Genomic DNA, 25,338 nt, shown 5'->3' with positions numbered 1-25,338 from the left:
TTTTATTTCATTTTGAAACCAATATAATAACTTCGGAAATCAAACACAGTAATAACTAAATCAAAATCATATTTTTAAATTGAAACATATAAACAATAAAGAAACCCTTACTTTTATATCAGTTATTTAATATGAAACCGTAAAGGATTAATCACATAAGTTTTTATAAATTTTTCAATGCAGTAAAAAAAATATTTAAATAAACAATAAAAAATGGTAATATAGAAATATAAATAAACGATTAAATCAATAAAGGATGGTGAAAAACATGAATAACAAAGAAGTATTAAAAGAAATGCTTAATAGAGAAGTAAACGCGGTAAATAACCTCAGCAAGGTGCTTGATTTTGATAAAATCGATAAAGCGGTTGAAAAAATAGCAAACTGCAAAGGGAATGTGATTTTTGCAGGCTGCGGTTCATCGAGCACTGCGGCATTCAGGGCGGCAAACATATATAATTTCTTATATATCCCGTCTGTAGCGATCAATGTTATGAATGCCCTTCACGGAGAATATGGAATGATTAGAGAAGGGGATATATTTATCCCTATATCTAAAAGCGGAAACACCGAAGAACTCGTACAGTCTATCCCCATAGCAAAGAAGCTGGGAGCATATATAATCGGTCTTACGGAAAACGATAATTCTTACATAGCCGAAAATTCCCATATAGCTATTACTTTCAATTCCTTAAAAGAACTGGACGACAAAGATATGGTAGCCACATCTTCCACAACATGCTCGAGCATTATCCTCGATATAATAGGCGGTGCTGTAATGAAGAAAAATAATATAACGGATAAAGACTTTAAACTCATTCACCCTAACGGTGCGGTTGGACAAATGCTAAAAGATTAATAAGGGGCTCTGCCCCTTAAGAACCCTGCCAGTATTTTTCCGAAGCAAAAAATACTGGACAAAATGCTTCCACTCAATCGCCGTGTTGGCTTTTACGCAGTCGGATTTTCTAAAAATCTCTACCCGAGATTTTTGAAACGACCGCTACCCAAACCCATCTAAAAAATTCTATTTATTTATATTACTCTTATACCTCTTTCATAACTATTTTTCAAACACGAAATACCAATATTAGATACACAAAATTCACATAATAATTATTTTTATAAAGCAATGCTCTACCACATATAAAAGTGAACTATATATTAACAAATTTACTCAATATTTATTAAATATCTAATGTTCAAATTAATTTTCATATTAACTCTTTATAATAAATAGCAAACGTATAACTTTAAAAAGTTAAAATGTTTATCTATTAAAAAATTATGAACTTACATTAACGATAATCCTTTCATATATTTTTTATATTTTCTCACAAAAAAGAGACTGCGTCTGTTAGACGCGTCTCTTTTATAATCCGAGTATTTCGTTGATTAATTGATTAACTATTCCCGGATTGGCTTTTCCTTTTGTCTGTCTCATTACCTGACCGACAACAAATCCGCCAGCTTTTTTCTTTCCGCCTTTTAAATCTTCAACGACCTGAGGATTATCATTTAATATCTTTTCTACGATAGCCTTGATTTCTCCGGTGTCGTTCATTTGTTTAAGTCCTTTTTCTTCGACTATTTCTTCGGCGTCTTTTCCGCTTTCAAACATTTCGCTTAAGACTTTTTTAGCCGTAGATAAGTTGATATCTCCTTTATCTACCAAGTTAACGAGCTTTGCAAGGTTACTTGGAGTAAACTTGATGTCGGAGAACTCGAGTTCATTGCTGTTCAGATAAGCTGAAATATCCCCCATTAGGAAGTTTGCAACTGATTTTATATTCTTTGTATCCTTTATAGCTTCTTCAAAGAAGTTTCCTACTTCTATAGATGAAGCAAGGAAACCTGCGTCATATTCGCTAAGCTTATATTCGTCGATAAATCTCTTCTTTTTAGCGTCAGGAAGTTCGGGCATTTCTTCTTTATACTTCTGAATTTCCTCATCCGTAAGGATTATAGGTACAAGGTCGGGGTCAGGGAAATAACGATAGTCATGAGCGTCTTCTTTACTTCTCATAGAGAAGGACTTGCCCTTTTCGTCATCCCATTTTCTGGTTTCCTGAACTATTCTTTCGCCCTTTTCAACAGCCTTTACCTGTCTTTTATATTCATATTCGATAGCTCTCTTTAAAGATCTGAAAGAGTTTAAGTTCTTCATTTCCGTTCTCGTTCCGAATTCAGAAGAACCTTCGGGCATTACGGATAAGTTTACGTCGAAACGAAGTGAACCTTCCTGCATTTTACAGTCCGATACACCCACCGTCAAAAGATTGTTTCTTACCGTTTCGGCAAATAGTAATGCTTCTTCCGCACTTCTGATTTCGGGTTCCGTAACTATTTCTATCAAAGGAACTCCGCAGCGGTTGTTATCTAAAAGAGTCTGATAATCTTCGTGGATAAGCTTTCCCGCGTCTTCTTCGATATGGATCCTAGTTAAATTTATCCTCTTCTCTTCCCCGTTTTCCTTTGTTATATCAAGATATCCACCTATACATAAAGGCTGGTCGTACTGAGATATCTGATAAGCTTTCGGAAGGTCGGGATAGAAGTAATTCTTTCTGTCAAGCTTAGAATAGTTCGCTATTTTGCAGTTTAGAGAAAGCCCCGCTTTTACCGCATACTCAACTACTTTTTTATTTAAAACCGGAAGTGTTCCCGGCATTCCCATACATCTTTCACATACATGTGCGTTTTCTTCGGCGCCAAATTCCGTCGGGCAAGAACAGAAAATCTTACTTTTGGTGCCAAGTTCGCAGTGGATTTCAAGCCCTATAACCATTGTATAATTTTTCATTTCTTACCTCCTATAAATTTGGTTTTTGTTTATGATGATCCGTTACATTTTGATAATTGTAAGCAGCCTTTATTATCTTACCTTCATCGAATACATTTGCTGAAATCTGAAGTCCTATAGGCATACCGTTTTCGGACATTCCGCAAGGTATACTTGCAGCAGGGATACCTACCAAGTTAGCCGTAACGGTGAATATATCAGCCAAGTACATTTGAGTTTGGTCGGTTGTTTTTTCTCCGATTTTAAATGCTTCGCCGGGTGTTGTGGGAGTAAGGACTATATCGCATTTTTTGAATATATCGTTATATAAATCTTTGATAAGTTTTCTTACTTTCAAGGCTTTGTTGTAATACATATCGTAGTATCCCGCAGATAAAGCATAAGTTCCGAGAAGTATCCTTCTCTTTACTTCTTCCCCGAAACCTTTTGTCCTGGAGTTGATTATTATATCTTCCAAAGTTTCGCCCTCTTCTCTTACTCCATACCTGATACCGTCAAATCTGGATAAGTTCGAAGAAGCTTCAGATGAAGAAATAAGGTAGTAAACAGGTATTGCATAATCGAAACAGTCAAAGGAAATATCTACGATTTCAGCTCCCATTTCCTTGAATTTATCTATGGCTTTTCTTATATTATAAACAACATCTTTATCTATTTTATTTTCGTCCAAAAGAGCATAATCCACGCCGACTTTCATTCCCTTGATATCTTCACTAAGGAAAGAAGTATAATCCGGCACGTCCACTTTCATACTGGTAGAGTCGTTTTCGTCATGTCCCGCAATCACATTGAGTACACTTGCAACGTCTTTTATATCTTTTCCGAAAGGACCGATTTGGTCAAGAGAAGAAGCAAAAGCAACAAGTCCGTATCTGGATACTCTTCCGTAGGTAGGTTTAAGTCCGGTCACTCCGCAGAATGCGGCAGGAGTCCTTATCGATCCGCCTGTATCGGAACCGAGAGAGAATGCGGCTTCACCCGCACTTACGCTTACGGCACAGGCTCCCGAAGAACCTCCCGGAACTCTTGAAGTATCCCATGGATTTTTTACGATATGATAAGCCGAGTTTTCGTTTGAAGAACCCATTGCAAATTCGTCCATATCCACTTTACCGAGTAAAACGGCTCCGCTTTTTTGAAGCTTTTTATAAACCGTAGCGGAATAAGGAGGTATAAAGTTATCAAGAAGTTTGGATGAACAAGTAGTCCTTATATCCTTGGTACACATATTATCCTTTAGAGCATAAGGTATACCGTCCAAAACACTTAATGTTTCCCCTTTCAATATCCTTTCTTCACTTTCCTTTGCATTTTTCTTAGCAAGGTCAAAAGTCTTTGTCAAGAATGCGTCAAGCTTAGTATCCACCGCTTCTATCCTATCGATATAGCTGTTTAAAACTTCACTTGCACTCACTTCTTTTTTATCTAGAAGCTCTCTTAACTCATATATAGTTTTGTCATATAAAGCCATGTTTTTTCCTCCATGTTTTATTAATCATTTACTTTATTATTAACTCTTCCATTAATTGTTTTATTATACATTTTTTTCATATTATTTGCAACTAATTATCAAACCATTTAAGGGCTATCCGCCCTTAAGAACCCGACCATTTTTGTCCAAAGCAACAAAAATGGATAAAATGCTTCCACTCAATCGCCGTGGAGGCTCTTACGCGACTGGACTTCCTCAGAAAATCTACCCGATTTTCTTGGAACAGTCGCTACCCCACCTCGATTACATAAAATTTTTGCCTTTTTATATAAAAAAATACAATATAAATAAAAATAAACATAGGCGATATATCATACTTTATCCTACTTTTACATTGACTTACGTACATAAATAGTATTATAATATATACGTACATAAGAAGGGAGGGTATTTTATTGTTACGAAAAGGAAGACCCACAAATAATCCCAAGAGAAACAGAATGGAAGTAAGATTATCAGATGAGGATATAAATTATTTAGATTTTTGCTGTAAAAAGCTAAATAAAACAAAAGCTGAAATTATAAGGCTCGGGATCAAGTTGGTTTATGAAAAGGAAAAATAAAAGGTAGCCCACCCGCTCACCAAGCAAACATGGACTACCAACCCCAAACGGAGTATGTAAATATTATACACTTCGTACCTCTGTTTGGCAATAAAACACGGAGGTATTTTTTATGAAAGAATATAAATATATAGGTATTGATATGGATAATCAAACTAAAGAAAAGTTAAATAAAATATGCAAATCAAATAATATCAGTGAACAAGAAGCAATACATCAAATAATTTCAAGTCTAAAAAATCATCACTTTTTTAGCAATGAGGAACAAAAATGAAAAATCGAATATTGGAAGAAATATATGACAATTACATAAACAGTGATATCAATCAAAGTAGAGACGGTTTTGAAGAAATCAATAATAAAAGATTTATTATCATAAAAAAGATAAATGATACCGTGGGAGACGAAGTCTTCCGAAAAATCGAGCAGGATATCGGAGATTATGCTTATTTTGCTGAAAAAGAATGTTTTATCAGAGGATATAAAGAAGCAGTAAATAACCTCAGACAAATAATAGAAAACATATTTTTATTTGTTTCCATATCAGACGAAAATAAATTCAAGAACTATAAGATGAAATAAAAAGCTCCCATAAAAGGAGCTTTTTATTTTCTAAATGACGCTGCGATGTAAGCTATGGTAACTTTTAGATCTCTCCCCTTAAGTATATAATTTTAAAACTAAGAGGAAATTTTAATAATCATACTTAATAAAAACACCTTCGCATTAGGCTGATAACGATTTTATTAATTCAATAAATCCTCTATCCCGACTTTTTTATCCAATAAATCAAGTGCTAACTCCATTTGCGGACTAAGCCATTTATTTTTATTATAAACATAAATGGAATTAAATATTTTTTCATCAAGCTCTGTCTTGATCGGCACCAACGAACCGTTTTTTAACTCTTCTTCGATAGAATAGGTCGGAACGACCGCGATCCCCAAATTATTCATTACGCACCTTTTTACTGCTTCTATACTTTGAACTTTCATATAAGGATTAAGCACAATTTCCTTTTGATCAAGATATTTATTCATTTCAATTTGATAATACCCGTCCGGTTCATTGCAAATCAAACTAAGAGGTTTTCTTTGATTTGGAGTAGTAAAATCAAGCAAATCTTTATTTATAAAAGGAGAAGCAACAAGAAGGATTTTATATGTGCCCAGTCGTTTATGAATGACAGTATCGGGATAACTGCTTTTTTCACAATTTATACCTATATCGGCACTACCCTCCATAACGGCTCTGTTTATTTCTCCTGAAGGTATTGAGTTTACAATAAGGCGAATATTCGGTGCTTTATGTAAAAATGCTTGTAAAAAGGGCTGCATATTATATATTAAAATAGAATCGGGGATAGCCAGCTTTAACGAGCCTGTAATTTCAGAAAGACTTTTCCCGTAGTTATTTATTTGTTCCTCATTATGTAAAATCGTGTCAATATAAGGAAGTATATCCTTACCTGCTTGTGTAAGCTCCATTTTCCTTCCTATTTTTTCAAATAGTTTTAAAGACAATTCTTCTTCCAACTGCTTTATCTGAAATGTGATCGTAGATTGTGTGTAATTCAAAGTATCTGCCGCCTTTTGAAAGCTGCCTGTTTCAAGAATGGTTTTAAACGTTATTAAACTTTTTGTATTCATATATACCTCCAACAATATATCGAATATATCGAATTAAGAAATCAAAAACATTAACTTTTTAAATATATTTTCCTATGCTATTATATATTTCAAATAAAAGAAAAGCAAGCATTTCAATCTTTAAAGATAGAAAAAAGCAGGAGGATTTAAATATGGATTTTAAATTTAAAAAAGAAGAACAACAGGTAATTGACCTAATTCACGAATTTGGAGTAAATGAAGCAGCACCATTAGCGGCAGAAGTCGATGAGCAGGAACGCTTTCCCGAAGAAAACAGAAAAAGGTTAGCCGAACTCGGTATGATGGGCATTTGCTACCCCAAAGAATATGCAGGTGCAGGTCACTCATATCTTACATATATCGCAGTCATTGAAGAATTGGCAAAGCATTGTTCCACTACATCCGTTATGTTATCCGATCACCATTCTTTAGGTGCTTTCCCTATATCGGAGTTTGGCACAGAGGAACAAAAACAAAAATATTTAGTACCTCTTTTAAAAGGAGAAAAACTCGGAGCGTTTGCGGTAACAGAACCCTCCGCAGGAAGTGACCTCTCAAATCAGCAAACGACGGCAGTAGATATGGGAGACCATTGGTTACTAAACGGTTCCAAAATATTTATTACAAACGGCTTTTATGCTGATACATATTTTGTTACAGCTATGACGGATAAAAGCAAACGCAGTAAAGGTATTTCCGGATTTATCGTTGAAAAAGGCACACCGGGATTTACTTTCGGGACAAAGGAAAAAAAGATGGGTATACGAGGTTCTGCAACATATGAACTGGTTTTCCAAGACTGTAAGATACCAAAAGAAAATCTATTGGGAGAATTAGGAAAAGGCTTTAAAATGGCTCTTATGACATTGGACGGCGGGCGTATCGGGGTTGCGGCACAGGCGCTGGGGATTGCTCAAAGCGCGATTGATCACTGTAAAAAATATGTCACTGAGCATATGCAGGGAGAGCAGAGAATTTCACAATATCAGTTTACACAATTTGAACTTGCAGATATGCAGGCAAGAGTTGACGCAGCCCGCTTATTGGTATACCGTGCCGCACAGGCGAAACAAGACCATGAAGCATTTTCACATCTTGCAGCCATGGGTAAATTATACGCCGCGGAAGCCGCAACGAATGTAACACGCCGCTGTATCCAGCTAGTCGGCTATGACGGATATTCAAGGGATTATCCATTCGAGCGTTTGATGAGAGATGCAAAAATCACAGAGATTTATGAGGGAACTAGCGAGGTTCAGAGAATGGTTATTTCTTCATGGATGGGCATTAAATAATATAAAAGAATAACGAAATCATATATCTTTTATATGTTTATAAAATCAAACTATTTTTCATAAATAAATTTCTTATATTATATAAAGATTTTAAAAATAAATTTAAATTTTGACTTTTAATTATACTTACTCTTATCATTAAAAAATGATAAATGATTAAAAATAAAAAGCTCCCATAAAGGAGCTTTTTAAATTTCTAAATAACGCTGCGATGTAAGCTATCGTGACTTTTATATATTCCACAAATTCTTGTTTTCGATAGCGAAGTAAAATTTAGTAAATTTTGATTATAACATTCCCTCCCAAAAGGGATAGGGTAGCGACTGTTTCACAAAATGCGGGCAGCATTTTGCAGAAAATCCAGTCGCCTTATAAGCCTCCGCGGCTTGAGCGGAAGCATTTAACTCAAAGTTTTTTTGCTTTGGAAAAAACTTTGCGGGGTTTTAGGGAAAGCGCCCCTTATCTACTATTCATTAATAGATTCAATTATCGCATCCGCCAAAACATCCATTTCAACAATGCTGTTCTCGTTAAGTTCGGAAACAAGTGAAACCTGTTCATTTAAAACGGTCATCAACTTCATTTCATCCAAGAATTCCTTCATAAGTTCTCCTGATTTAGGAGCCCAAGAACCGTTTTCCACTAAAGCTACCGTACGTTTTTGAACATTGAGTGCTTTCATATCCATTAAATAATTGTGCATTGGAGGATATATACCAAGGTTATACGTAACCGAAGCAAGCACTATATGACTGAGTTTAAATGTTTCGCTTATCAAATATGAAATATGAGTCTTTGAAACATCAAACATCGATATATTGCTCATTCCTCTTTCCACGAGCTTTGAAGCCAGTACGTTTGCCGCATTCTCGGTATTCCCGTACATAGAAGCGTATACTATCAAAACGCCCTTTTCTTCGGGTTCATAACTGCTCCATTTATCATACTTATCTAATAAATATCCGAAATCGTTTCTCCATACGGGACCGTGAAGCGGACAAATCATTTTGATATCTATGGTTCCCGCTTTTTTTAATAGTGCCTGAACATGAGGTCCGTACTTACCTACGATATTTGTATAATATCTTCTTGCGTCGTCTATCCAGTCTCTGTCGAAATTCACTTCATCGTTAAACAGTCTTCCGTCCAAAGCTCCGAATGAGCCAAAAGCGTCCGCAGAGAAGAGTACTCCGTTTGTAAGGTCGAATGTGACCATGGCTTCGGGCCAGTGTACCATAGGAGCCATAACGAAAGTCACTTCGTGCTTACCGAACTTTCTCGTATCTCCTTCTTTTACTTCGTCCACATGACCGTCAACGGTAAAGTGGAACTGTCTCATCATCAAAAATGCTTTTTCCGTACTGATTATCTTGACGTTGGGATATCTTATGAGTATCTCTTCAATACTTCCGCCGTGGTCAGGCTCCATATGATTTATTACCAAATAGTCAAGATCTCTTCCGTCCAGTACATATTCCACATTTTCCAAAAATTGTCTCGCAACAGACCAGTCAACCGTATCGAACAAAACCGTTTTTTCGTCCATTAACAAGTATGAGTTGTATGAAACACCGCGAGGTATAGGATGAACATTTTCAAACAGTTCAAGTCTCCTGTCGCTGGCACCAACCCAGTATAGATCCTCTGTTACTTTTCTTACGTTATACATTTATTAGCCTCCTTATGCCTCTATAAATTCATTCTTACTTTCTCCGCAGTCCGGACAAATCCAGTCTTCCGGAAGTGCTTCAAATAATGTTCCCGGAGAAACTCCCGCACTTTCATCACCCACAGCAGGGTCGTATTCATAACCGCAGCCGCTGCATACAAAAGTCTTCCAAGGCGGAGCTTCCTTCTTAGGTGTAGCTTTTCTCATTTTTACCATAGGAGGAGCAGGTTTCTTTTCCTCTCCGTTATCGAGAGCCTTTGTAAGGATAGGAAGTACTTCCGTCAAATCCCCTACTATACCGTAGTCCGCATTTTTAAATATAGGTGCATTCTTATTTTTATTTATAGCAACTATCGTCGTAGCCCCGGTTATTCCTTTTAAATGCTGTCCCGCACCGGAAATACCGCATGCGATATATAAGTTTCCGTTGAACTTCTGACCCGACATACCCACATATCTGTTTAAAGGAACGTATTTAAGTGTTTCCGCTACAGGTCTTGAAGAGCCTATCGCCGCTCCCGCCTGGATCGCCAAATCCTCGATAAGTTTCATATTCTTCTTATCTCCTATCCCTTTTCCTACGCTTACTACTCTTTCTGCTTCGGGGATAGGTGTATCTATATCTATTCCAACGGTAAAGTCGTATCCATCGTTTTTAAGCGCCGTTACCAAGTCCTCTACCTTTTTATTGATATCTCCTTCTTCGAATATCTTTTTCTTTCTTGCTCCGGTTATAGCTCCCTTGGCTTTCGCCGAAACTTTTTCTTTCTTTGGAGTCTTACCTACTATATGAGAAGCTATTACGACTCTTTGGATTTCGTTCGTACCTTCGTATATGGTACAAATCTTAGCGTCACGATAAGCTCTTTCCACGTCCATACCTTTTAAATAACCGCTTCCGCCGAAGATTTGAAGTGCGTCGTTTACGACTTCAAGACAAATATCAGATGAATACATCTTAGCCATTGCCGATTCCATTCCGTAAGGTTCATGGTGTTCTTTTAGTTCAGCCGCAGAATAATTTAAAAATCTGGCACATCTGAGTTTTGTTGCCATATCCGCAAGCTTAAATCCAATGACTTGATTATGTGCGATCGCAGTCCCGAACTGTTCTCTCTCTTTTGCGTATTCCACCGCATTTTCATATGCACCCTGAGCTATACCCAGTGCCTGAGAAGCGATACCTATACGTCCGCCATCCAAAGTAGCCATAGCGATTTTAAAGCCTTCGCCTTCTTTACCGAGTAAATTTTCTTTAGGAACTTTAACGTCGTTGAATATAAGCTCTGCTGTCGCAGAAGAACGGATACCCATTTTATCGTAGTGGTCTCCGAATTCAAAACCTTCCCAGCCCTTTTCAACGATAAATGCACTTATCCCTCTAGTTCCTATACCGGGTGTGGTTACCGCAAATACGACATAAGTATCTGCTTTATCCGCATTTGTTATAAATATCTTGCCGCCGTTTAAAAGGTAATAGTCTCCCTTTAATTCCGCAGTAGTTTCAGTTCCGCCTGCGTCGCTTCCAGCATTAGGTTCGGTAAGTCCGAATGCTCCCAGCTTTTCGCCTTTCGCAAGAGGAACCAAGTATTTTTTCTTTTGTTCTTCGCTGCCGAAGGCAAATATAGGATATGAACCTAAAGAAACGTGAGCGGAAAGTATAACGCCGACTCCTCCGTCAACTCTGGATAATTCCTCTACCGCAATGGCATAAGAAATAATATCAAGTCCGACACCTCCGTATTTCTTCGGATATGGTATACCCATAAATCCCAATTTAGCCATTTTCTTTACTATTTCATCGGGAAATTGATTTTTTTGGTCAAGCATAAAAGCAATAGGCTTTACTTCGCTTTCTGCAAAATCCCTGATTTTTTGACGAAACTCCTCGTGTTCTTTCGTTGTCGTGAATAACATAATCATTTCTCCTTTCTAAAATGAAACTAATCACTTACTCTTGATTTATACTAATTGTAAACCTTTTTTATAAATAAATTTGTGACATTTGCAACATTTATGATATAATATAAAAAAACTTTTCTTTACCGGAGGATATTATGAATAAATATTTTATAGATGACGGGATATCAAATGATTCCATAAATCAAATGTTGGTGTGTTTTAATCCCAAGATAAAAAACTACAGTCATAAGGATACGATCCTTCGCTACTCCGATAATAAAATTCAAGTCGGACTTATTTTAAGCGGGAATGCATCTCTCCATGCCATAGACATCGACGGAAACGATATGCTTTTGGAAACTTATACCACAAAAGATATGTTCGGTCAGATATTCTATCTTCCTTTGGATAACTACGAATATCTGGTTACGGCAGAAGACAAATGCGAAGTCATGTTTATCGATTATAACCATATAATAACCCCATGCGAAAAAGTATGCACTCATCATACAAAACTCATAAGCAATCTATTCATGATGGCGGCAGAAAGAGCCCAGTCTTTATCCCTCCATTTAAATATACTAAAACAGCCAACCATACAAAAAAAGCTAATAACATATTTAAAATATGTAAGAAGTGTGTCGGGAGAAAATCCCTTTACCATACCTATGTCGCTATCTTCCCTTGCTCAGTATCTATGTATAGACAGAAGTGCAATGACAAGAGAAATAAAAGCAATGAACGATAAAGGAATAATAAAATCCCATAAGCGTAAGTTTCTTTTATTAAATACAGATAAATAGTATCTCCAACTTAACAGTAAATTATGTCAAATCCTCATTTTTTATTCAAATATTTTTATAAGGGGTTTTACCCCTTAAACCCCACCATTCTTTGCTTGTCCAAAGAATGGATGAAACGACCCCGCTTGCCGCGGCGGCTAAGGCTTCGCCAAAAGGGATATTAAACTTACCTAAGTCACTCAACCACATATTACCTTAAAGATTTATTAACTTTAATTTAAGATAAAACTTTTTTATAGGGGGTGGGATAGCGACTGTTTCGCAAAATGCGGGCAGCATTTTGCAGAAAATCCAGTTGCTTTAAGCCACCGCGGCTTGAGCGGAGATTTTTTGGTACTTTTTAATCTTTTAAAAAGTGCCGGGGTATAAGGGGCAGAGCCCCTTAATGTTTGTTTCTTTATAAAAGAACAAAAGCCTTCATATTATATGAAGGCTTTTGTTACTGATATTTCTTTATCATCTCTTCGTAATTTTCATAGAAGACAGGACAGTCTATGCCATTTTCTTTTCCGCACTCATAAACGACTTTACAAACATAAAATAAATCCTTTATATCTATATCCAGACTTAATATCCTTCTCATGAATTCATTGTTTTTAAGAGAGTTCCTTATTACCATCCCCGCTATCATTGGCGGAGTATTATAGTTTGAAAGTATATCCTTATAATACCTTAAATCCACTCCTCTTGAACGTATTATTGAACATATCTGTCTGATTGATGTAAATGAATTTGATATTGCCCCCGAAGAATTGACTATACTGAAAAATGCGTTTTTAGTATCATTCAAATCAAAATATCTTCCCGCAGTGGTTATAAACCCCGCACTTACTCCCATATATACCCATATCCACTGAAGCATATCATAAGGAAATTCTATCTCAATATCGCAGTCACCGAATAACTTTACGATATCATCATAATTATTGATATTCGATTTTTCTTTTCTTTCAAGCATTACGGACTTAAATAAAACAAAGTCAAATTTGTTTTGTTGTATATTCCCCGCAGTCAAAGGATAAGCAATTATATATTCATACCCCAAAGTGATTTCTTCAAGTTCTTCTCTCGTATACCAAAGAGCATTGAAAAGTACCAAAGTACCTTTTAACTCATTATCTCTTATGGTCTTTACCGCATCCGCTATCATACCCGGAGATACAGAAATAAATATAAAATCAAATGAAGTATCTTCGGCTAAAGCCACTTCATAAAAATCTTTTTTGTTTTCCCCTTTTTCTCTAAATCTTCCGTCTAGAAAACTGATATCCAGCCTTTTTTGAATGCTTTTTCTCTTGTTTTCTCTTATAAAATGATAAACGTCATGTCCGGCTTTTTTAAAGGTAAAACCGTAGGCAGTTCCCACTGCACCCAAACCTAAAATCATTATTTTCATTTAATACCCCTTATTTAACTTACAATAATAAGGTGTATGCTTTTTTAATTAAAATAAGAACTTATGCTAATAACTTCTTTCAACTTTTACCACTTTACCGAATATCTGAAGCTGTTCCATATCTTTACCGATAAATACTCTCGTATCGTACATAGGGTTAAAGGATATCAGAGATATTGAATTATCTGTTTTCTGAACTTTCTTGATAACCCCTTCTTCTCCTCCTATTATCACAACAGCCAAATCTCCGCTGTCTATATCCGGCTGAAGCCTGACAAGAGCCAAATCCCCCTCCAATATCTGAGGAGCCATACTGTCCCCTCTTACCTTTAAATACTTATATTCGTCTTTGTTATTAATGTTGATAGCCTGAGATATCCCGAGGAATTCATATGTTGCTATCCCGTCTCTTCCCGCAACCACAGTACCTATTATCTCTACATTCATGACATTGTTTATGTCTCCGAAAGGTGCATTTAATAGATAATCAATAGATACATTAAATAGAGCAGAAATCTTTTGAAGAGTATCCACGGAAGGGATTATCCCCGCACTTTCATATTTAGCTATTGAAGATTTATCTAAATCCAAAGCATTTGCAAGATCTACTTGAGTCATACCATGCTCTTTTCTAAGAGACCTTAATTTTTCACCGAACATTTTTTATTCTCCGTTTCAAAAATATTTTATAACCGTATATGTATACCTACATTATAGTGAACTATATTCAGAATGTAAAGAGAGAATTGTTTTAGATTGAATAATATTCATATTCATCTTGACATAAATTACCAATTATATTAAAATATGAATATAATTCATATTAAACAAAATAAAATCTGAAAATAAAGAAGAAAAAAAGGAGATTAAACATGAAAACAACAAACTATAAAAAAACAGAAAAATTACTCAAAGAAATGGTTATTTATGAAAAGATCCTGGAAATAAGAGAAGAAGAAAACACAAGAAAACTTATGGATAATATAAATAAAGCCATGGAATGTCTCACCGATTTGGAAAAGAAAATCATAACCGATTTTTATATAAATAACCTTACTATGTATGAAATATCACTGGAAATACAGCTTACAAGAGAATATACATCAAAAGTAAAAACAGCTGCCATCAGAAAAATGGAACATGTACTTTTCGGCAAAGACGCAGCGTAGAATAATGAAATAAATAAAAATTCTTATATTATCATCTAAATATTTGAAGTTTTACCTATAACCTGTAATTATTTCTTTATGAAAAATTTATATATTTTATATCATAATTATAAAAACCAAAAAAGAGACTAGACATCTCTTTTTTTAATGTATTATTTAAAAGTCATAAATGAGAAGATTTTTATAAATCAAACTTATAACAGCTTTTATAAATCAATAAATAATAACGATATTACTATAATATTTTATGAAGCCAGAATAAAACCGTTAATTTTTATACCAATTATCCTATTTATCATAATTTTAAGCTTATATATGTTCATAAATAATTTTTATTGATAATTAACTTTAAACCCACATTGACCCAGTAATTTTATATCAACAATATATATCAAACATTTTCATCAATTATTTTAATGTTATAAATATTAAAAGTGTAAGCTCCTTTTAACATAGTCGGCATTGATACTTAAAAAAACTTCTGCTTGTTTTATTCACAAAATCATACTACATCAATATGTTCAATGTAGTACCCCTCTTTCCTGGGGTTTGTATTATCCGTAAGATCACCGTTTATTATATCTTCATAATGCTTTACTTTATTTTCAAGATATATAAGCCTTTCTTTTGCCTCTTCAAGCTGCTTTTCTGCTATTTCTCTTTGTTTCAATATGATATCAAATCTTTCATGTATGGTATTATCCCCTTCAAGGCATAAATCGATATAATTCTTTATATCTTCGATAGACATCCCGCATTCTTTAAGACATTTTATACCTATAAACCAGTTTACAGACTCTTCGTCGAATAAACGCACATTGTTTTTATTCCTCTTTACATTTGGAATTAAATCCCTGTCAGTATAATAACGTATGGTATGCTCGCTTAAATTCAACTTTTTGCTTATATCTTTTACCGTATACATAATTTTTCTCCTTTTTTAAAAAAAGTATTGACTTAGAGTTACTCTAAGGTAGTAAAGTCATTATATCACTTATATTATTAAATGTAAATTAAGTGAAAAGTATTATTTTAAGGAGAATAAAAATGGAATATGTAACATTAAATAACGATTTAAAAATGCCGATACTCGGATACGGAGTATATCAAATCCCCGACCATAAAGAATGTGAAAGATGTGTTATAGATGCAATAGATACGGGATACAGATTGATAGACACCGCACAGGCATACTTTAACGAAGAAGCGGTGGGAAATGCAGTGGAAAAATCGGGAGTAAAAAGAGAAGATTTATTCATAACTTCAAAAGTATGGATATCCAATGCAGGATATGAAAAAGCAAAAGCGTCAATCGAAGAGTCATTGAATAAATTAAAAAGCAACTACATAGACTTAATGCTCATACATCAGCCTTTTTCAGATTACTACGGAACATACAGAGCTATGGAAGAAGCTTATAAAGAAGGTAAATTAAAGGCGATTGGCGTCAGCAATTTTTACCCTGACAGACTAGTGGATTTGATTAAATTCAATGAAATAACACCTATGATAAATCAAGTGGAAACACACCCATTCAATCAGCAGACGGAAGCTCATGAAATAATGAAAAAATATAATGTTCAAATAGAAGCTTGGGGATCCTTCGCAGAAGGCAAAAACAATATGTTTTCCAACGAAGTATTAAAAGAAATCGGAAAAAAATACAATAAATCCATTGCTCAGACAGCACTAAGATTTTTAATACAAAATGGAGTTATTGTTATTCCCAAATCCACACATAAAGAAAGGATGAAAGAAAACTTCGATGTGTTTGATTTCCAACTATCGGATGATGACATGAATTTAATCAAAACATTGGATAAAAAAGAAAGTCTGTTTATAAATCATTACGACCCCGAAACAGTGGAATTTTTATCAGGTATACATTAAAAAGGGATAGCTATCCCTTTTTTTATTTAAATATATAATTTATCATATATTACTTTAAAATCTTCTAACTTTAGCAGGTTCTTTAAATGTTGTCCTATGATATTTTACATTGGCATATCCCAAAACCAACGCTGTCACTGCTCTGTCTTTTCTTTTAAGCCCCAGTTCTTTTCTTAATTTTCTGCTGTTATTTACCGCCATAGCAAAAAATCCGCTGAAAAGAACACCCAATCCGTACGCTTCTGCCATGAAAGCCATATTCTCAGCAGCTAAAGAACCGTTAACTTTATCTTTTGATACTATAAGGATAATGGCAGGTGCTTTTTTAAAAAAGAAATCTTCGTCTATTTTAACCCTTGAGACTTCTTTGGAAAAAGGCTTAAGTATTTTAGTGATTTTTTTAAATAATGACACCGCTATTTTCTCGAATCTCTTTTTATCTTTTTCAAGTACAATAAAAGAAACATTTTGAGCATTTTTACCCGTTGGAGCAAATCTCCCCGCTTCGATAATATCTTCTATAATTTCTTTTGGTATCTCTTTATTTTTAAAATTACGTATACTTCTTCTGGTCTTTATCGCATCCATAAGTTCTTTTGGATTTAATCTAACTTGTTCATTGTACTGCTCTGATTTTTCATCAAATCCCGTAAGTATTATTGCATTTTTAGGACAAATAGCTTCGCAGTGACCGCAGTACAAACATTCCATTGTAATTATCTTTGCCTTCTTATCTTCCAGCTTGATGTTTGCAGTCGGACAATCCCTTTTACACAGTCCGCAGCCTATACATTTATTTTCATCAACTTCAATCATATGTTTCATTCGATACCTCCGCTAATGTTTTATCAGCTACCAAAGTATTATAACAAATGATTTTATATTTTCATTATTCGTAAAGAATTTCTTTACCATTATAATTTGTTATATGAACAAACTTTTAACATAAATTTTAAATTAAAAAACTATTACCTATATATCATTTATTTTAATAATAAAATATCTCTTCTCTAAAATACAAGGAAAATCTTTCTTATCACTGTTAAAAAATATAATTGATAAATAAAATATATAAAAATCTTTAATCTCATAAGCAGCATTGTTTTTAAGGTTATTATGAATCAAATATCAAAGAAATAATTATTAGTTTTATTTCTGCTATTCATAAATATAGATAAACTAAATTCAATTTTTTTAAATCCAACATCATACTATCTTTTATTATATGGATAATAATAATGTATTTATAAAAATAATTATTTAAAATTTTTTAGTGTTAAATTTATTAAATTTGCTCGGTCATTTTCATATTAACAAAATTAAAATATTAAAACTTTTTATTCCGGAACGCTCAAAACACTACAGCTTTATTAGCACCACCCTATCATCCTAATCGTTGATAACAGAAAATACTTTCTTGGAAGCAAGACCTATAAGTAAACTCATTACAGCACCTATAAAGATAACAATATAGCTGTTAGTCATGAAGTTTTGAAACAAAAACCCATATATCACCTGTCCCAGCGGCTGAGAACACATAGAAAGGCACATAACGAGTGAAATCATCTTTCCTATCAAATAGTTAGGAGTCACTATCTGCAAAAAAGTCATTGCTTTTATGGTAAATATAGTCGCAAAAGTCATGATCAAGAAGACCGACACCAATATTACCGCATAAATAAATATATCTGACAATCCTAACATCATCGAAAGCGCTATCGGTATAAGCAAAATCGCAGCCCATGAAAGGAGTACATGACACTTTTCCATTTCAAATCCCTTAAATTTGGTAGCAGTCAGGATACCTCCCGCCAGCCCTCCCAGTGCAGTGATACCCTGTGCGATACCGTAAAGCTGAGATGATACCGTCTCGGAGAAATCAAGAGCCTGAGTTATGATTACCGGAAGACCGACTATTATAAGAGAACTTAAAAATAAATTGAAAGCACAAACTATAATTATCACTTTACCGATTATAGGCTTATCATTCTTTATAAATCCCCCGCTTTCACTCAAATCCTTTTTTACTATATTGAAAATACCATCCGTATCTTCCCTTTTTTCAAAAGGTATCTTGATGAATATTTCCATTACAGCGGAAAATAAAAAGCATATTATACTTATTATAAGTATCGGTTTTAATCCGAAAAACCCATAAAGAGCACCCCCTGCGACCGGACCGATAAGGCTTGAAAGAGAATTGATTTGGTTTATTATCGCATTCGCACTAATAAGATTTTCATCATCCATAAGTGAAGGTATACTCGCCTGCACGGATGGCTGATAAGCCCCTGCAATACCGTAAAGCAACATCAAAGTCACTATAAATAAAACTATCATATTTACACTGCCGAATAGAAACGTAAATAATAACATGAGTAAGCTCGTGGCAAAATCCAGTATCACCATGACATTCCTCTTGTTCACCCTGTCCGCAACTATCCCTCCTATGGGAGAAAGCACTATCATAGGAATAAAAGCACATGCGGACACCGTGGCAAATAATGAAGGTGAACCTGTCTTGTTAAGCAAATAAAGCGGAAGTGCAAATCTTAATATAGCATTTCCGAAAAGTGATATTATCTGCCCTATTACTATTAAAGTAAAATCTTTTGAAAATAATTTTTGCTGTTTCATTTGTTATCCTTTCGTAAGTTATTTTCATTTTAATACCAACCGTCGGTATGTAAATCTTTTTAAATAAACTGCCCTCAGGCAGCAATATTTAACTTAATATATTTCTGAACACATCAAGTTTGTTCATCATATCTTCATTTACAATATCCATTCCCATACTTTTAAGCAAATCTTTTAAGAATAACACTCTGTCGGTAAATTCATCTTTAGTATAATGGATCACCGCAGGATCCATCCAGATATTAAGAAGTAATATCAAAACTTCCGCCATTATTTTCGGATTTTCTCCCTTTATGGAGCCGTCCTCTATCCCCTCTTCTATTATGGGCTTTAGTATGTTTGGTGCTACATCATTCAGAGAAGTATATAAATGCTGAACAAGAAATTTAGGATTTTGTAAAATATCCGGCGAAGCCGCTATAAAAGGCAGATGAACAGAGCTTGTAATAGAAACCAAAATCAAGGTCCTTATCTTTTCAAGACCCGACAAACTATTGTCTTCAATAGCCTCCATAGCTTCCTTTTCACTTAACTTGTAAACTTTATCACTGACAGCTTCAAATATTTCTTCCTTTGAAGAAAAGTGATGATATATGGCGCCCTTGCTCAGATCCCCCAGTTCATCAATTATATCCTGAATAGATGTACCTTCGTAACCTTTAGTTGAAAAAAGTTTATAAGCCGCATCAATTATTCTGTTTACCGTAACTTCGGGATGTTTATTTCTTGACATTATTTATACATAACCTCCATACATACCGCTAGTATGTTTATATGATATACTTATAAGTCTTTTTTGTCAATGGTTAATTTTAGATTTCGCTATAAAGGGTGACCATATTTTTTCCAAAGCCAAAAGGAAAAAGTCTCCCACTGTGTGGTGCTAAAGCCTTTACCAAAAGAAATCTTTAACTTACATAATTTATTCACCCGCTATTTACATAAAAAATTAACTACTATATTAATATAATACTCTTATATTTACTCAGTTTTAACAACTATAGTATTAAAACTCTATGACAGAAATAAAATAAGGAAATTATTCACTAATATTTCTTGTATAAACTTAATAATACTATTTTGCGTACGCTGTATATTCAAATCAAATAAAATCTTAACATTGATTAAAAAATGACTAAACTCAAACGTCGCAGAAAATATAATGCAACTGGATTTTCTACGAAATGTTACCCGCATTTTGTAAAAAAGTCGCTAACCTAACCCATATAACTAGAAAGTTTTATATTTAAAATACGATAAAACTTTTTTGATAAGAAGAATGAGATAGATTCTCTTCCAAGAAACGCTGGCAGGACTTCTTAATAATTCACAAATACTGCTAAAGCAAATTTGTTCATATTCTTTATCATCTTATCGGATAATCGTATTTATAAAAAAATACGCCTATTTCTTCGAAATAGTTAACAGTTACATTGAGAAGCGTAAAAACCATCAAGGCGATTCAGTGAAAGAATTTGACTGTTTACACATTTTAAAAATGAGCCGGATTTTAATCCGGATGTGCCTTAGCACATTAAACAACACGATTTCTTAGTTTTCTGTGCAGCGGATTTATGAAGGAATATCTGCGAGTTTTCATTAAGTTATATTTTCATCTTTATAACAAGACTGAGCCTTGCAGAAGGTGGATATAAGGTACTCAGTCCCTTAGAAGGAGTATTAAAGCAGAGCCCCATTGGTATTTATTCTTTATACAAAGGAATAAAAAAGAACCGCGTTAAGCGGTTCTTTTAAAGAATATATGTATTATTCCCAAGGTTTCAAAACTACTTTAATAGCTTCACCTGTTTTAACTAAATCGATACCTTTTTTGATGTCTCTTAGAGGTATTACGTGTGTTACGAATTGGCTTGCATCAATTTGACCTGATGTAATAAGTTCAACAGCTTTAGCAAATACTTCAGGAGCATAAGCATATCCGCCGTAAAGAACTAATTCTTGGTAATGGATCAAGTTAGAGTCAAATGCTACGTGACAGTTATCTTTTGGAAGACCTCCGAAAAGAATAACTTTTCCTCTTGGTTTAAGTAAGTGTGTAGCCTCTACTTGAACAGAGCCTACAGGACAAGCTGTGATAACTACGTCAGCACCAACACCTTCTGTTTCCTGCATTACGAAGTCATGTAAATCACCATATTGTGGGTTTACGAAATCATCTGTTGTTGTGAATCTTGTTGCCATATCAAGTCTTGATTCGCTTGGTTCCGAAATGATAACCTTTTTAGCTCCTCTTGCTTTTGCAACTGCACTATGTAAGTTTCCTAATGGACCTGCACCGATAACTACTACAATATCGCCTTCTTTTACGTTAGCGAATTCTTGTGTAGAGTATACACTTGAAAGTGTTTCAGCAAGTGGGATTAAATCTAAGTTAAATCCTTCCGGAGCTTTTACGATACCGTCATCCGTACAGCATTCTTCAGGAAGGGCAACATATTGTGCATATCCTCCCGGCATTTCTGTACCAAGTACTTTTTTATTGCTGCAGTGGTTCTTTAAACCGTTTTTACAGAAATAACATTCTCCGCAAAGTTTGATAAGCGGATTTAATACTACTTTTTCTCCTACAGGATAATTTGCATTATCACTTTCCACAACTTCACCGGCAACTTCATGTCCTAAGATATGTGGTGGTGTAACATCTTTATGACCTGAAGAGAATGTTCTAATATCAGAACCGCAAAGTCCTACTGCATCAACTTTTATTAACACACCTTTTTCGGGACATTTAGGTGTTTCTACTTCTTCTAAACTAAAATCATTTGGTCCTCTAAATACGACTGCTTCCATTTATTATTTCTCCTTAAAATTAATTTTTTTTATTTTTTCGATGAATTGATTATATCACAAAGTCAAGCAGAATAAAATATAAAAAATGAAACTTTTGTAATTTGAAAAAGTTTACATTTTAAATTTTTATAAAAGTCACATGACAAATGTCACATTTTTAAGTTTTTAGGAGGAAAAAGAGAATTTATGTTAGATAAAATTTGGTATTTTATAATTATAATTTCCGTGATTTACGGAGTCGCAACGGGAAATATTGAAAATGTTACAAAGGCATTTTCAACTTCGGGAGAGGATACGGTAAAGATATGTATTTCATTACTTGGAACGATGTGTTTTTGGATGGGTATGATGGAGATAATCACAAAAAGCAAATTGATAGATAAGGTAAACAGTTTATTCAAACCCATTATTAATATATTATTTAAAGACTTAAAACATAACAAGGAAGTGATAAATGCCATTATTTTAAACCTTTCCGCCAATTTCCTCGGTCTTGGGAATGCCGCCACCCCATTTGGTATTGAAGCAATGCACCAAATGAATAAAGTAAATGATAAAAAAGATACATTAAATGACGATATGATTATGTTTCTGATACTAAATACAACATGTTTTCAGCTCCTTCCCACATCTATATTCGCCTATAGGATGTCCTACGGCTCAACAAATGTCGGGATAGTTTTTATCCCAATACTATTATCTACCCTATTTACAACAATTTCGGGAATCATAATAGCAAAAATTTTCAAAAGGTACAATAAATGTTAAATTTAATATCATCAGGCGTATTAATCGCCATAATACTGGGGATTTTAACCTATGGAATCAAGCAAAACATAGATATTTATGCGACATTTGTCACAGGAGCTAAAAAAGGGATAAAAACAACTTTAAACATATTTCCGTTCCTTTTGGCATTCACGGTAAGCGTCAGCGTCTTTCGTGAAAGCGGACTGAGCGAATTTATCGTAAAGATACTCTCCCCTGCCTGCAGCGTTATACATTTCAAAAGCGAACTCCTGCCTTTAATGTTGTTCAGACCGCTTTCAGGCTCGGGAGCCAGTGCCGTACTGTGTGACATATTCAAAGTATTCACCCCCGATTCATTCATCGGTCTTGCGGCAAGCGTTATGATGGGTTCAACGGAAACCACATTATATGTACTAAACGTATACCTGTCCGGCGAAAACATAAAAAATATCAGGTATGCTTTTAAAGCATGTCTTCTTGCCGACCTTGTCGGATTTATATTCGCTTATATAATATCCATGATATTTTTTACTTAACAAAATAAAATTTAAATAGCTATTTATCTCACCAATCAAAACAACACATTAAATCTTCACATTAAAAGCGTTTAAAGACTCACAACTTTGTTTTTATGGTTTTGATTTTACCATATAAGCCAAATCATAAGAGTCTTTTCCTCTTGTATCTCTACAAACTTTTGTTTGTATTAATTCTCAAATACTCTAAAAGCTAATCAGCAAGGATTGATAATAGTGCAATATAAATAATGGTCTGTTGTTTTTTAAAAAGCGGATAATACTCATAGATTATGTAGATATGAAAGTATATGGCATTTACTATCCTTTTTATTAAGGCTAGGTATTTCTTAACTATATTGATATATATTGATATATATTTTATAAATCTTTACCATATTTAAAAGGGGTGGAGCGAATAACAAAATCCAAAGATATTTTTAAAATATTTAAAAGCCTCTGCTTAAATTAAATGAAAAATTTTAATTTTTATACATTTGAAAATAGATTATATTCAATAAATCAAGATGTGTATTAATACATAAAGAAACACGATTTTAAATTTATGAGTTTCATCTAATAACATTTATTCTCATTTATAAATGGCTTTCTTTAAGATTTATATGAAAATATTTTTAAGATAAATGTATCAATATCATCAAATAAGTCACCGCATTTTAAATTTATATAACAAAATGTGTCAAGCTATTAACAAAGACTTTGACCGGCAAAAAATGACGAAAATAAAACGTAAGATTAAAAAATATAAAAGTTTAACATTAAAGCCCTTAAATATTTCTTAAATTATTAAGATTACATTAAATCTACGTAATATGTTTATTAAATCCCCCATTTTGTGAAATTTATATGATATATTTAAGAAAACATATTTTAAAAGCATTTTTCTAAATGAAGAAAAGAGGGAAAAAATGAATGTATTAATATTGACCGCACGCTTCGGCATGGGGCATATCAGTGCAGCCGAAGCAATAAAAGAAGAAATAATTTCTTATAATAAAAACGATAAAGTCTATATCGTAGATGTAATTGACTTTTTATTTCCGTCATTTTCAAAAACGATTTACTCCGGTTTTAATAATCTGACCAGCAAATTTGCATCTCTATATAACCTATTAAATAAAACGGCAGGTAATCATAACAATTCCGTGCCGCTAAAAAAAGTTTTGGTAAAAAAAGTAGATGACCTTTTAGACAGGTACGAAACTGATTTTATTATCTCCACTATCCCAATAGCAAGTAAATATATATCAATGTATAAAGAAACAAAGAAATCAAACATTCCTTTGTATACATATATCACGGATATAACAGCTCATAACGAATGGCTTGGGAAAGAAACTGACATGTATTTTGTGGGAAGCAAAGAAACAAAAGATGAACTTATTCAAAAAGGTGTAGAAGAAGATAAAATACAAATCTGCGGGATCCCTGTTAGACAAGCATTCAAAAACAACAATGCTGTAGAACAAAAACATAAAAAAGAAATACTGATAATGGGCGGAGGTCTCGGACTTATCCCGGGAATAGAAGATATACTATATAGACTAAACAAAAACGAAAATATAAATCTAACGTTGATATGCGGAAAAAACAGAGAATTATATCAAAAGATAAAAACAAAATTTCCGTCAGTAAATGTAGTAGGATACACAAACAAAGTCCATGAATACATGATGAGATCTGATTTGATAATAACAAAATCAGGAGGGATAACGACATTTGAAGCTATCCATACATCATGTCCTCTTTATATAATAGAACCTTTCTTGATGCAGGAAGTCGGGAATGCACGGTTCATTGAAAAGAATAATATAGGTAAAATAAAATGGAGCAAAAAATCAGACTTGGCTGATGAAGTAATAGAGCTTATAAAAGATGAACACGAATTAAATAAAATGAAAGAAAATATGGATAGAATAAGAGAAGAAATAAATAACGACTATCTTCTAAGTGTTTTATCCGCATAGGAGAAT

General features: G+C 33.9%; 23 protein-coding genes. 11 read left to right on the top strand and 12 right to left on the bottom strand.

Annotation, left to right across the window (positions count from 1 at the left end; all coding sequences use genetic code 11):
• The first annotated feature begins 268 nt into the window (after nt 1–268).
• Nucleotides 269–859 carry an SIS domain-containing protein gene (locus tag ANASTE_RS03585; protein ID WP_052294588.1) on the top strand — a complete coding sequence of 197 codons (591 nt, stop codon included), beginning with the start codon at nt 269–271 and terminating at the stop codon, nt 857–859.
• A gap of 513 nt (nt 860–1,372) precedes the next feature.
• Here the strand turns inward: ANASTE_RS03585 and gatB are convergent.
• Together gatB and gatA are read right to left on the bottom strand one after the other, a co-directional pair.
• The gene (gene gatB, locus ANASTE_RS03580) at nt 1,373–2,803 is read right to left on the bottom strand and encodes an Asp-tRNA(Asn)/Glu-tRNA(Gln) amidotransferase subunit GatB (RefSeq protein WP_039944907.1); all 1,431 of its coding nucleotides are present in this window, start codon (nt 2,801–2,803) and stop codon (nt 1,373–1,375) included.
• 10 nt (nt 2,804–2,813) lie between these two features.
• The gene (gatA, locus tag ANASTE_RS03575) at nt 2,814–4,274 is read right to left on the bottom strand and encodes an Asp-tRNA(Asn)/Glu-tRNA(Gln) amidotransferase subunit GatA (RefSeq protein ID WP_007049576.1); all 1,461 of its coding nucleotides are present in this window, start codon (nt 4,272–4,274) and stop codon (nt 2,814–2,816) included.
• A gap of 416 nt (nt 4,275–4,690) precedes the next feature.
• Here gatA and ANASTE_RS12065 point away from each other — a divergent pair, with 416 nt between their 5' ends.
• The 3 genes from ANASTE_RS12065 (at nt 4,691) to ANASTE_RS03570 (ending at nt 5,440) form a co-directional block, all read left to right on the top strand.
• On the top strand, nt 4,691–4,858 hold the full coding sequence (locus ANASTE_RS12065) for a hypothetical protein (protein ID WP_007049574.1): 168 nt from the start codon (nt 4,691–4,693) through the stop codon (nt 4,856–4,858).
• 112 nt (nt 4,859–4,970) lie between these two features.
• Nucleotides 4,971–5,132: a hypothetical protein gene (locus ANASTE_RS11905; protein WP_007049573.1), complete on the top strand. Its 162-nt coding sequence runs from the start codon at nt 4,971–4,973 to the stop codon at nt 5,130–5,132.
• Nucleotides 5,129–5,440, top strand: coding sequence for a hypothetical protein (locus tag ANASTE_RS03570; protein WP_007049572.1), 312 nt, complete (start codon nt 5,129–5,131; stop codon nt 5,438–5,440). The genes ANASTE_RS11905 and ANASTE_RS03570 overlap by 4 nt, the downstream gene beginning before the upstream one ends.
• 164 nt (nt 5,441–5,604) lie before the next feature.
• On the opposite strand, the gene ANASTE_RS03565 is transcribed toward ANASTE_RS03570, so the two are convergent.
• Complete coding sequence (locus tag ANASTE_RS03565; protein ID WP_007049571.1) at nt 5,605–6,507, bottom strand: LysR family transcriptional regulator; 903 nt, start codon at nt 6,505–6,507, stop codon at nt 5,605–5,607.
• Between the two features lie 152 nt (nt 6,508–6,659).
• Here ANASTE_RS03565 and ANASTE_RS03560 point away from each other — a divergent pair, with 152 nt between their 5' ends.
• Nucleotides 6,660–7,802, top strand: a complete 1,143-nt coding sequence (locus ANASTE_RS03560) for an acyl-CoA dehydrogenase family protein (RefSeq protein WP_039944905.1) — start codon at nt 6,660–6,662, stop codon at nt 7,800–7,802.
• 466 nt (nt 7,803–8,268) lie between these two features.
• Here ANASTE_RS03560 and ANASTE_RS03555 read toward each other — a convergent pair whose 3' ends face one another.
• Complete coding sequence (locus tag ANASTE_RS03555; RefSeq protein ID WP_007049569.1) at nt 8,269–9,471, bottom strand: FprA family A-type flavoprotein; 1,203 nt, start codon at nt 9,469–9,471, stop codon at nt 8,269–8,271.
• Nucleotides 9,472–9,483: 12 nt separating this feature from the next.
• Nucleotides 9,484–11,388 carry an acyl-CoA dehydrogenase family protein gene (locus ANASTE_RS11685; RefSeq protein ID WP_007049568.1) on the bottom strand — a complete coding sequence of 635 codons (1,905 nt, stop codon included), beginning with the start codon at nt 11,386–11,388 and terminating at the stop codon, nt 9,484–9,486.
• A 140-nt stretch (nt 11,389–11,528) separates the two neighbouring features.
• Here ANASTE_RS11685 and ANASTE_RS03545 point away from each other — a divergent pair, with 140 nt between their 5' ends.
• Complete coding sequence (locus ANASTE_RS03545; RefSeq protein ID WP_007049567.1) at nt 11,529–12,176, top strand: Crp/Fnr family transcriptional regulator; 648 nt, start codon at nt 11,529–11,531, stop codon at nt 12,174–12,176.
• Nucleotides 12,177–12,615: 439 nt separating this feature from the next.
• Here ANASTE_RS03545 and ANASTE_RS03540 read toward each other — a convergent pair whose 3' ends face one another.
• A complete protein-coding gene (locus tag ANASTE_RS03540; protein WP_007049565.1) occupies nt 12,616–13,572 on the bottom strand; it encodes a ketopantoate reductase family protein in 957 nt (318 codons plus the stop codon).
• Between the two features lie 66 nt (nt 13,573–13,638).
• Nucleotides 13,639–14,232 (bottom strand): LexA family protein, encoded by a 594-nt coding sequence (locus ANASTE_RS03535; protein ID WP_007049564.1) that lies wholly within the window; start codon nt 14,230–14,232, stop codon nt 13,639–13,641.
• A gap of 212 nt (nt 14,233–14,444) precedes the next feature.
• On the opposite strand from ANASTE_RS03535, the gene ANASTE_RS03530 reads away from it, so the two are divergent.
• Nucleotides 14,445–14,741, top strand: coding sequence for a sigma factor-like helix-turn-helix DNA-binding protein (locus ANASTE_RS03530; protein WP_007049563.1), 297 nt, complete (start codon nt 14,445–14,447; stop codon nt 14,739–14,741).
• A gap of 502 nt (nt 14,742–15,243) precedes the next feature.
• On the opposite strand, the gene ANASTE_RS03525 is transcribed toward ANASTE_RS03530, so the two are convergent.
• Entirely contained in the window at nt 15,244–15,666 is a 423-nt protein-coding gene (locus ANASTE_RS03525; RefSeq protein WP_007049561.1) for a MerR family transcriptional regulator, read from the bottom strand.
• Nucleotides 15,667–15,788: 122 nt separating this feature from the next.
• On the opposite strand from ANASTE_RS03525, the gene ANASTE_RS03520 reads away from it, so the two are divergent.
• The gene (locus ANASTE_RS03520) at nt 15,789–16,631 is read left to right on the top strand and encodes an aldo/keto reductase (protein ID WP_007049560.1); all 843 of its coding nucleotides are present in this window, start codon (nt 15,789–15,791) and stop codon (nt 16,629–16,631) included.
• 54 nt (nt 16,632–16,685) lie between these two features.
• Here the strand turns inward: ANASTE_RS03520 and ANASTE_RS03515 are convergent, their stop codons facing one another.
• The 4 genes from ANASTE_RS03515 to ANASTE_RS03500 all read right to left on the bottom strand — a co-directional run bounded on the left by ANASTE_RS03515 (nt 16,686) and on the right by ANASTE_RS03500 (nt 22,079).
• Nucleotides 16,686–17,456 carry a nitroreductase family protein gene (locus ANASTE_RS03515; protein ID WP_007049559.1) on the bottom strand — a complete coding sequence of 257 codons (771 nt, stop codon included), beginning with the start codon at nt 17,454–17,456 and terminating at the stop codon, nt 16,686–16,688.
• A gap of 564 nt (nt 17,457–18,020) precedes the next feature.
• The gene (locus ANASTE_RS03510) at nt 18,021–19,268 is read right to left on the bottom strand and encodes an MFS transporter (protein ID WP_007049557.1); all 1,248 of its coding nucleotides are present in this window, start codon (nt 19,266–19,268) and stop codon (nt 18,021–18,023) included.
• An 88-nt stretch (nt 19,269–19,356) separates the two neighbouring features.
• A complete protein-coding gene (locus ANASTE_RS03505; protein WP_007049556.1) occupies nt 19,357–20,001 on the bottom strand; it encodes a TetR/AcrR family transcriptional regulator in 645 nt (214 codons plus the stop codon).
• 1,034 nt (nt 20,002–21,035) lie between these two features.
• Nucleotides 21,036–22,079 carry an alcohol dehydrogenase catalytic domain-containing protein gene (locus ANASTE_RS03500; protein ID WP_007049555.1) on the bottom strand — a complete coding sequence of 348 codons (1,044 nt, stop codon included), beginning with the start codon at nt 22,077–22,079 and terminating at the stop codon, nt 21,036–21,038.
• Nucleotides 22,080–22,265: 186 nt separating this feature from the next.
• On the opposite strand from ANASTE_RS03500, the gene ANASTE_RS03495 reads away from it, so the two are divergent.
• From ANASTE_RS03495 to ANASTE_RS03485, 3 genes are all read left to right on the top strand, one after another.
• Complete coding sequence (locus tag ANASTE_RS03495; protein WP_007049554.1) at nt 22,266–22,847, top strand: nucleoside recognition domain-containing protein; 582 nt, start codon at nt 22,266–22,268, stop codon at nt 22,845–22,847.
• Nucleotides 22,841–23,365 carry a spore maturation protein gene (locus ANASTE_RS03490; RefSeq protein WP_007049553.1) on the top strand — a complete coding sequence of 175 codons (525 nt, stop codon included), beginning with the start codon at nt 22,841–22,843 and terminating at the stop codon, nt 23,363–23,365. The genes ANASTE_RS03495 and ANASTE_RS03490 overlap by 7 nt, the downstream gene beginning before the upstream one ends.
• Nucleotides 23,366–24,273: 908 nt before the next feature.
• Complete coding sequence (locus ANASTE_RS03485) at nt 24,274–25,332, top strand: MGDG synthase family glycosyltransferase (protein ID WP_039944903.1); 1,059 nt, start codon at nt 24,274–24,276, stop codon at nt 25,330–25,332.
• Nucleotides 25,333–25,338: the final 6 nt, after the last annotated feature.

The organism is Anaerofustis stercorihominis DSM 17244 (assembly GCF_000154825.1).
Lineage (GTDB): Bacteria > Bacillota > Clostridia > Eubacteriales > Anaerofustaceae > Anaerofustis > Anaerofustis stercorihominis.
Note: the sequence above shows the minus strand (reverse complement) of the source record. Positions and strands in the feature narration are given on the sequence as shown.

Excerpts from the sequence above, each read along its gene's own strand:
- ANASTE_RS03585 (WP_052294588.1), top strand. The coding sequence starts at position 269 with ATGAATAACAAAGAAGTATTAAAAGAAATGCTTAATAGAGAAGTAAAC.
- gatB (WP_039944907.1), bottom strand. The coding sequence starts at position 2,803 with ATGAAAAATTATACAATGGTTATAGGGCTTGAAATCCACTGCGAACTT.
- gatA (WP_007049576.1), bottom strand. The coding sequence starts at position 4,274 with ATGGCTTTATATGACAAAACTATATATGAGTTAAGAGAGCTTCTAGAT.
- ANASTE_RS11905 (WP_007049573.1), top strand. The coding sequence starts at position 4,971 with ATGAAAGAATATAAATATATAGGTATTGATATGGATAATCAAACTAAA.
- ANASTE_RS03570 (WP_007049572.1), top strand. The coding sequence starts at position 5,129 with ATGAAAAATCGAATATTGGAAGAAATATATGACAATTACATAAACAGT.
- ANASTE_RS03565 (WP_007049571.1), bottom strand. The coding sequence starts at position 6,507 with ATGAATACAAAAAGTTTAATAACGTTTAAAACCATTCTTGAAACAGGC.
- ANASTE_RS03560 (WP_039944905.1), top strand. The coding sequence starts at position 6,660 with ATGGATTTTAAATTTAAAAAAGAAGAACAACAGGTAATTGACCTAATT.
- ANASTE_RS03555 (WP_007049569.1), bottom strand. The coding sequence starts at position 9,471 with ATGTATAACGTAAGAAAAGTAACAGAGGATCTATACTGGGTTGGTGCC.
- ANASTE_RS11685 (WP_007049568.1), bottom strand. The coding sequence starts at position 11,388 with ATGTTATTCACGACAACGAAAGAACACGAGGAGTTTCGTCAAAAAATC.
- ANASTE_RS03545 (WP_007049567.1), top strand. The coding sequence starts at position 11,529 with ATGAATAAATATTTTATAGATGACGGGATATCAAATGATTCCATAAAT.
- ANASTE_RS03540 (WP_007049565.1), bottom strand. The coding sequence starts at position 13,572 with ATGAAAATAATGATTTTAGGTTTGGGTGCAGTGGGAACTGCCTACGGT.
- ANASTE_RS03535 (WP_007049564.1), bottom strand. The coding sequence starts at position 14,232 with ATGTTCGGTGAAAAATTAAGGTCTCTTAGAAAAGAGCATGGTATGACT.
- ANASTE_RS03530 (WP_007049563.1), top strand. The coding sequence starts at position 14,445 with ATGAAAACAACAAACTATAAAAAAACAGAAAAATTACTCAAAGAAATG.
- ANASTE_RS03525 (WP_007049561.1), bottom strand. The coding sequence starts at position 15,666 with ATGTATACGGTAAAAGATATAAGCAAAAAGTTGAATTTAAGCGAGCAT.
- ANASTE_RS03520 (WP_007049560.1), top strand. The coding sequence starts at position 15,789 with ATGGAATATGTAACATTAAATAACGATTTAAAAATGCCGATACTCGGA.
- ANASTE_RS03515 (WP_007049559.1), bottom strand. The coding sequence starts at position 17,456 with ATGAAACATATGATTGAAGTTGATGAAAATAAATGTATAGGCTGCGGA.
- ANASTE_RS03510 (WP_007049557.1), bottom strand. The coding sequence starts at position 19,268 with ATGAAACAGCAAAAATTATTTTCAAAAGATTTTACTTTAATAGTAATA.
- ANASTE_RS03505 (WP_007049556.1), bottom strand. The coding sequence starts at position 20,001 with ATGTCAAGAAATAAACATCCCGAAGTTACGGTAAACAGAATAATTGAT.
- ANASTE_RS03500 (WP_007049555.1), bottom strand. The coding sequence starts at position 22,079 with ATGGAAGCAGTCGTATTTAGAGGACCAAATGATTTTAGTTTAGAAGAA.
- ANASTE_RS03495 (WP_007049554.1), top strand. The coding sequence starts at position 22,266 with ATGTTAGATAAAATTTGGTATTTTATAATTATAATTTCCGTGATTTAC.
- ANASTE_RS03490 (WP_007049553.1), top strand. The coding sequence starts at position 22,841 with ATGTTAAATTTAATATCATCAGGCGTATTAATCGCCATAATACTGGGG.
- ANASTE_RS03485 (WP_039944903.1), top strand. The coding sequence starts at position 24,274 with ATGAATGTATTAATATTGACCGCACGCTTCGGCATGGGGCATATCAGT.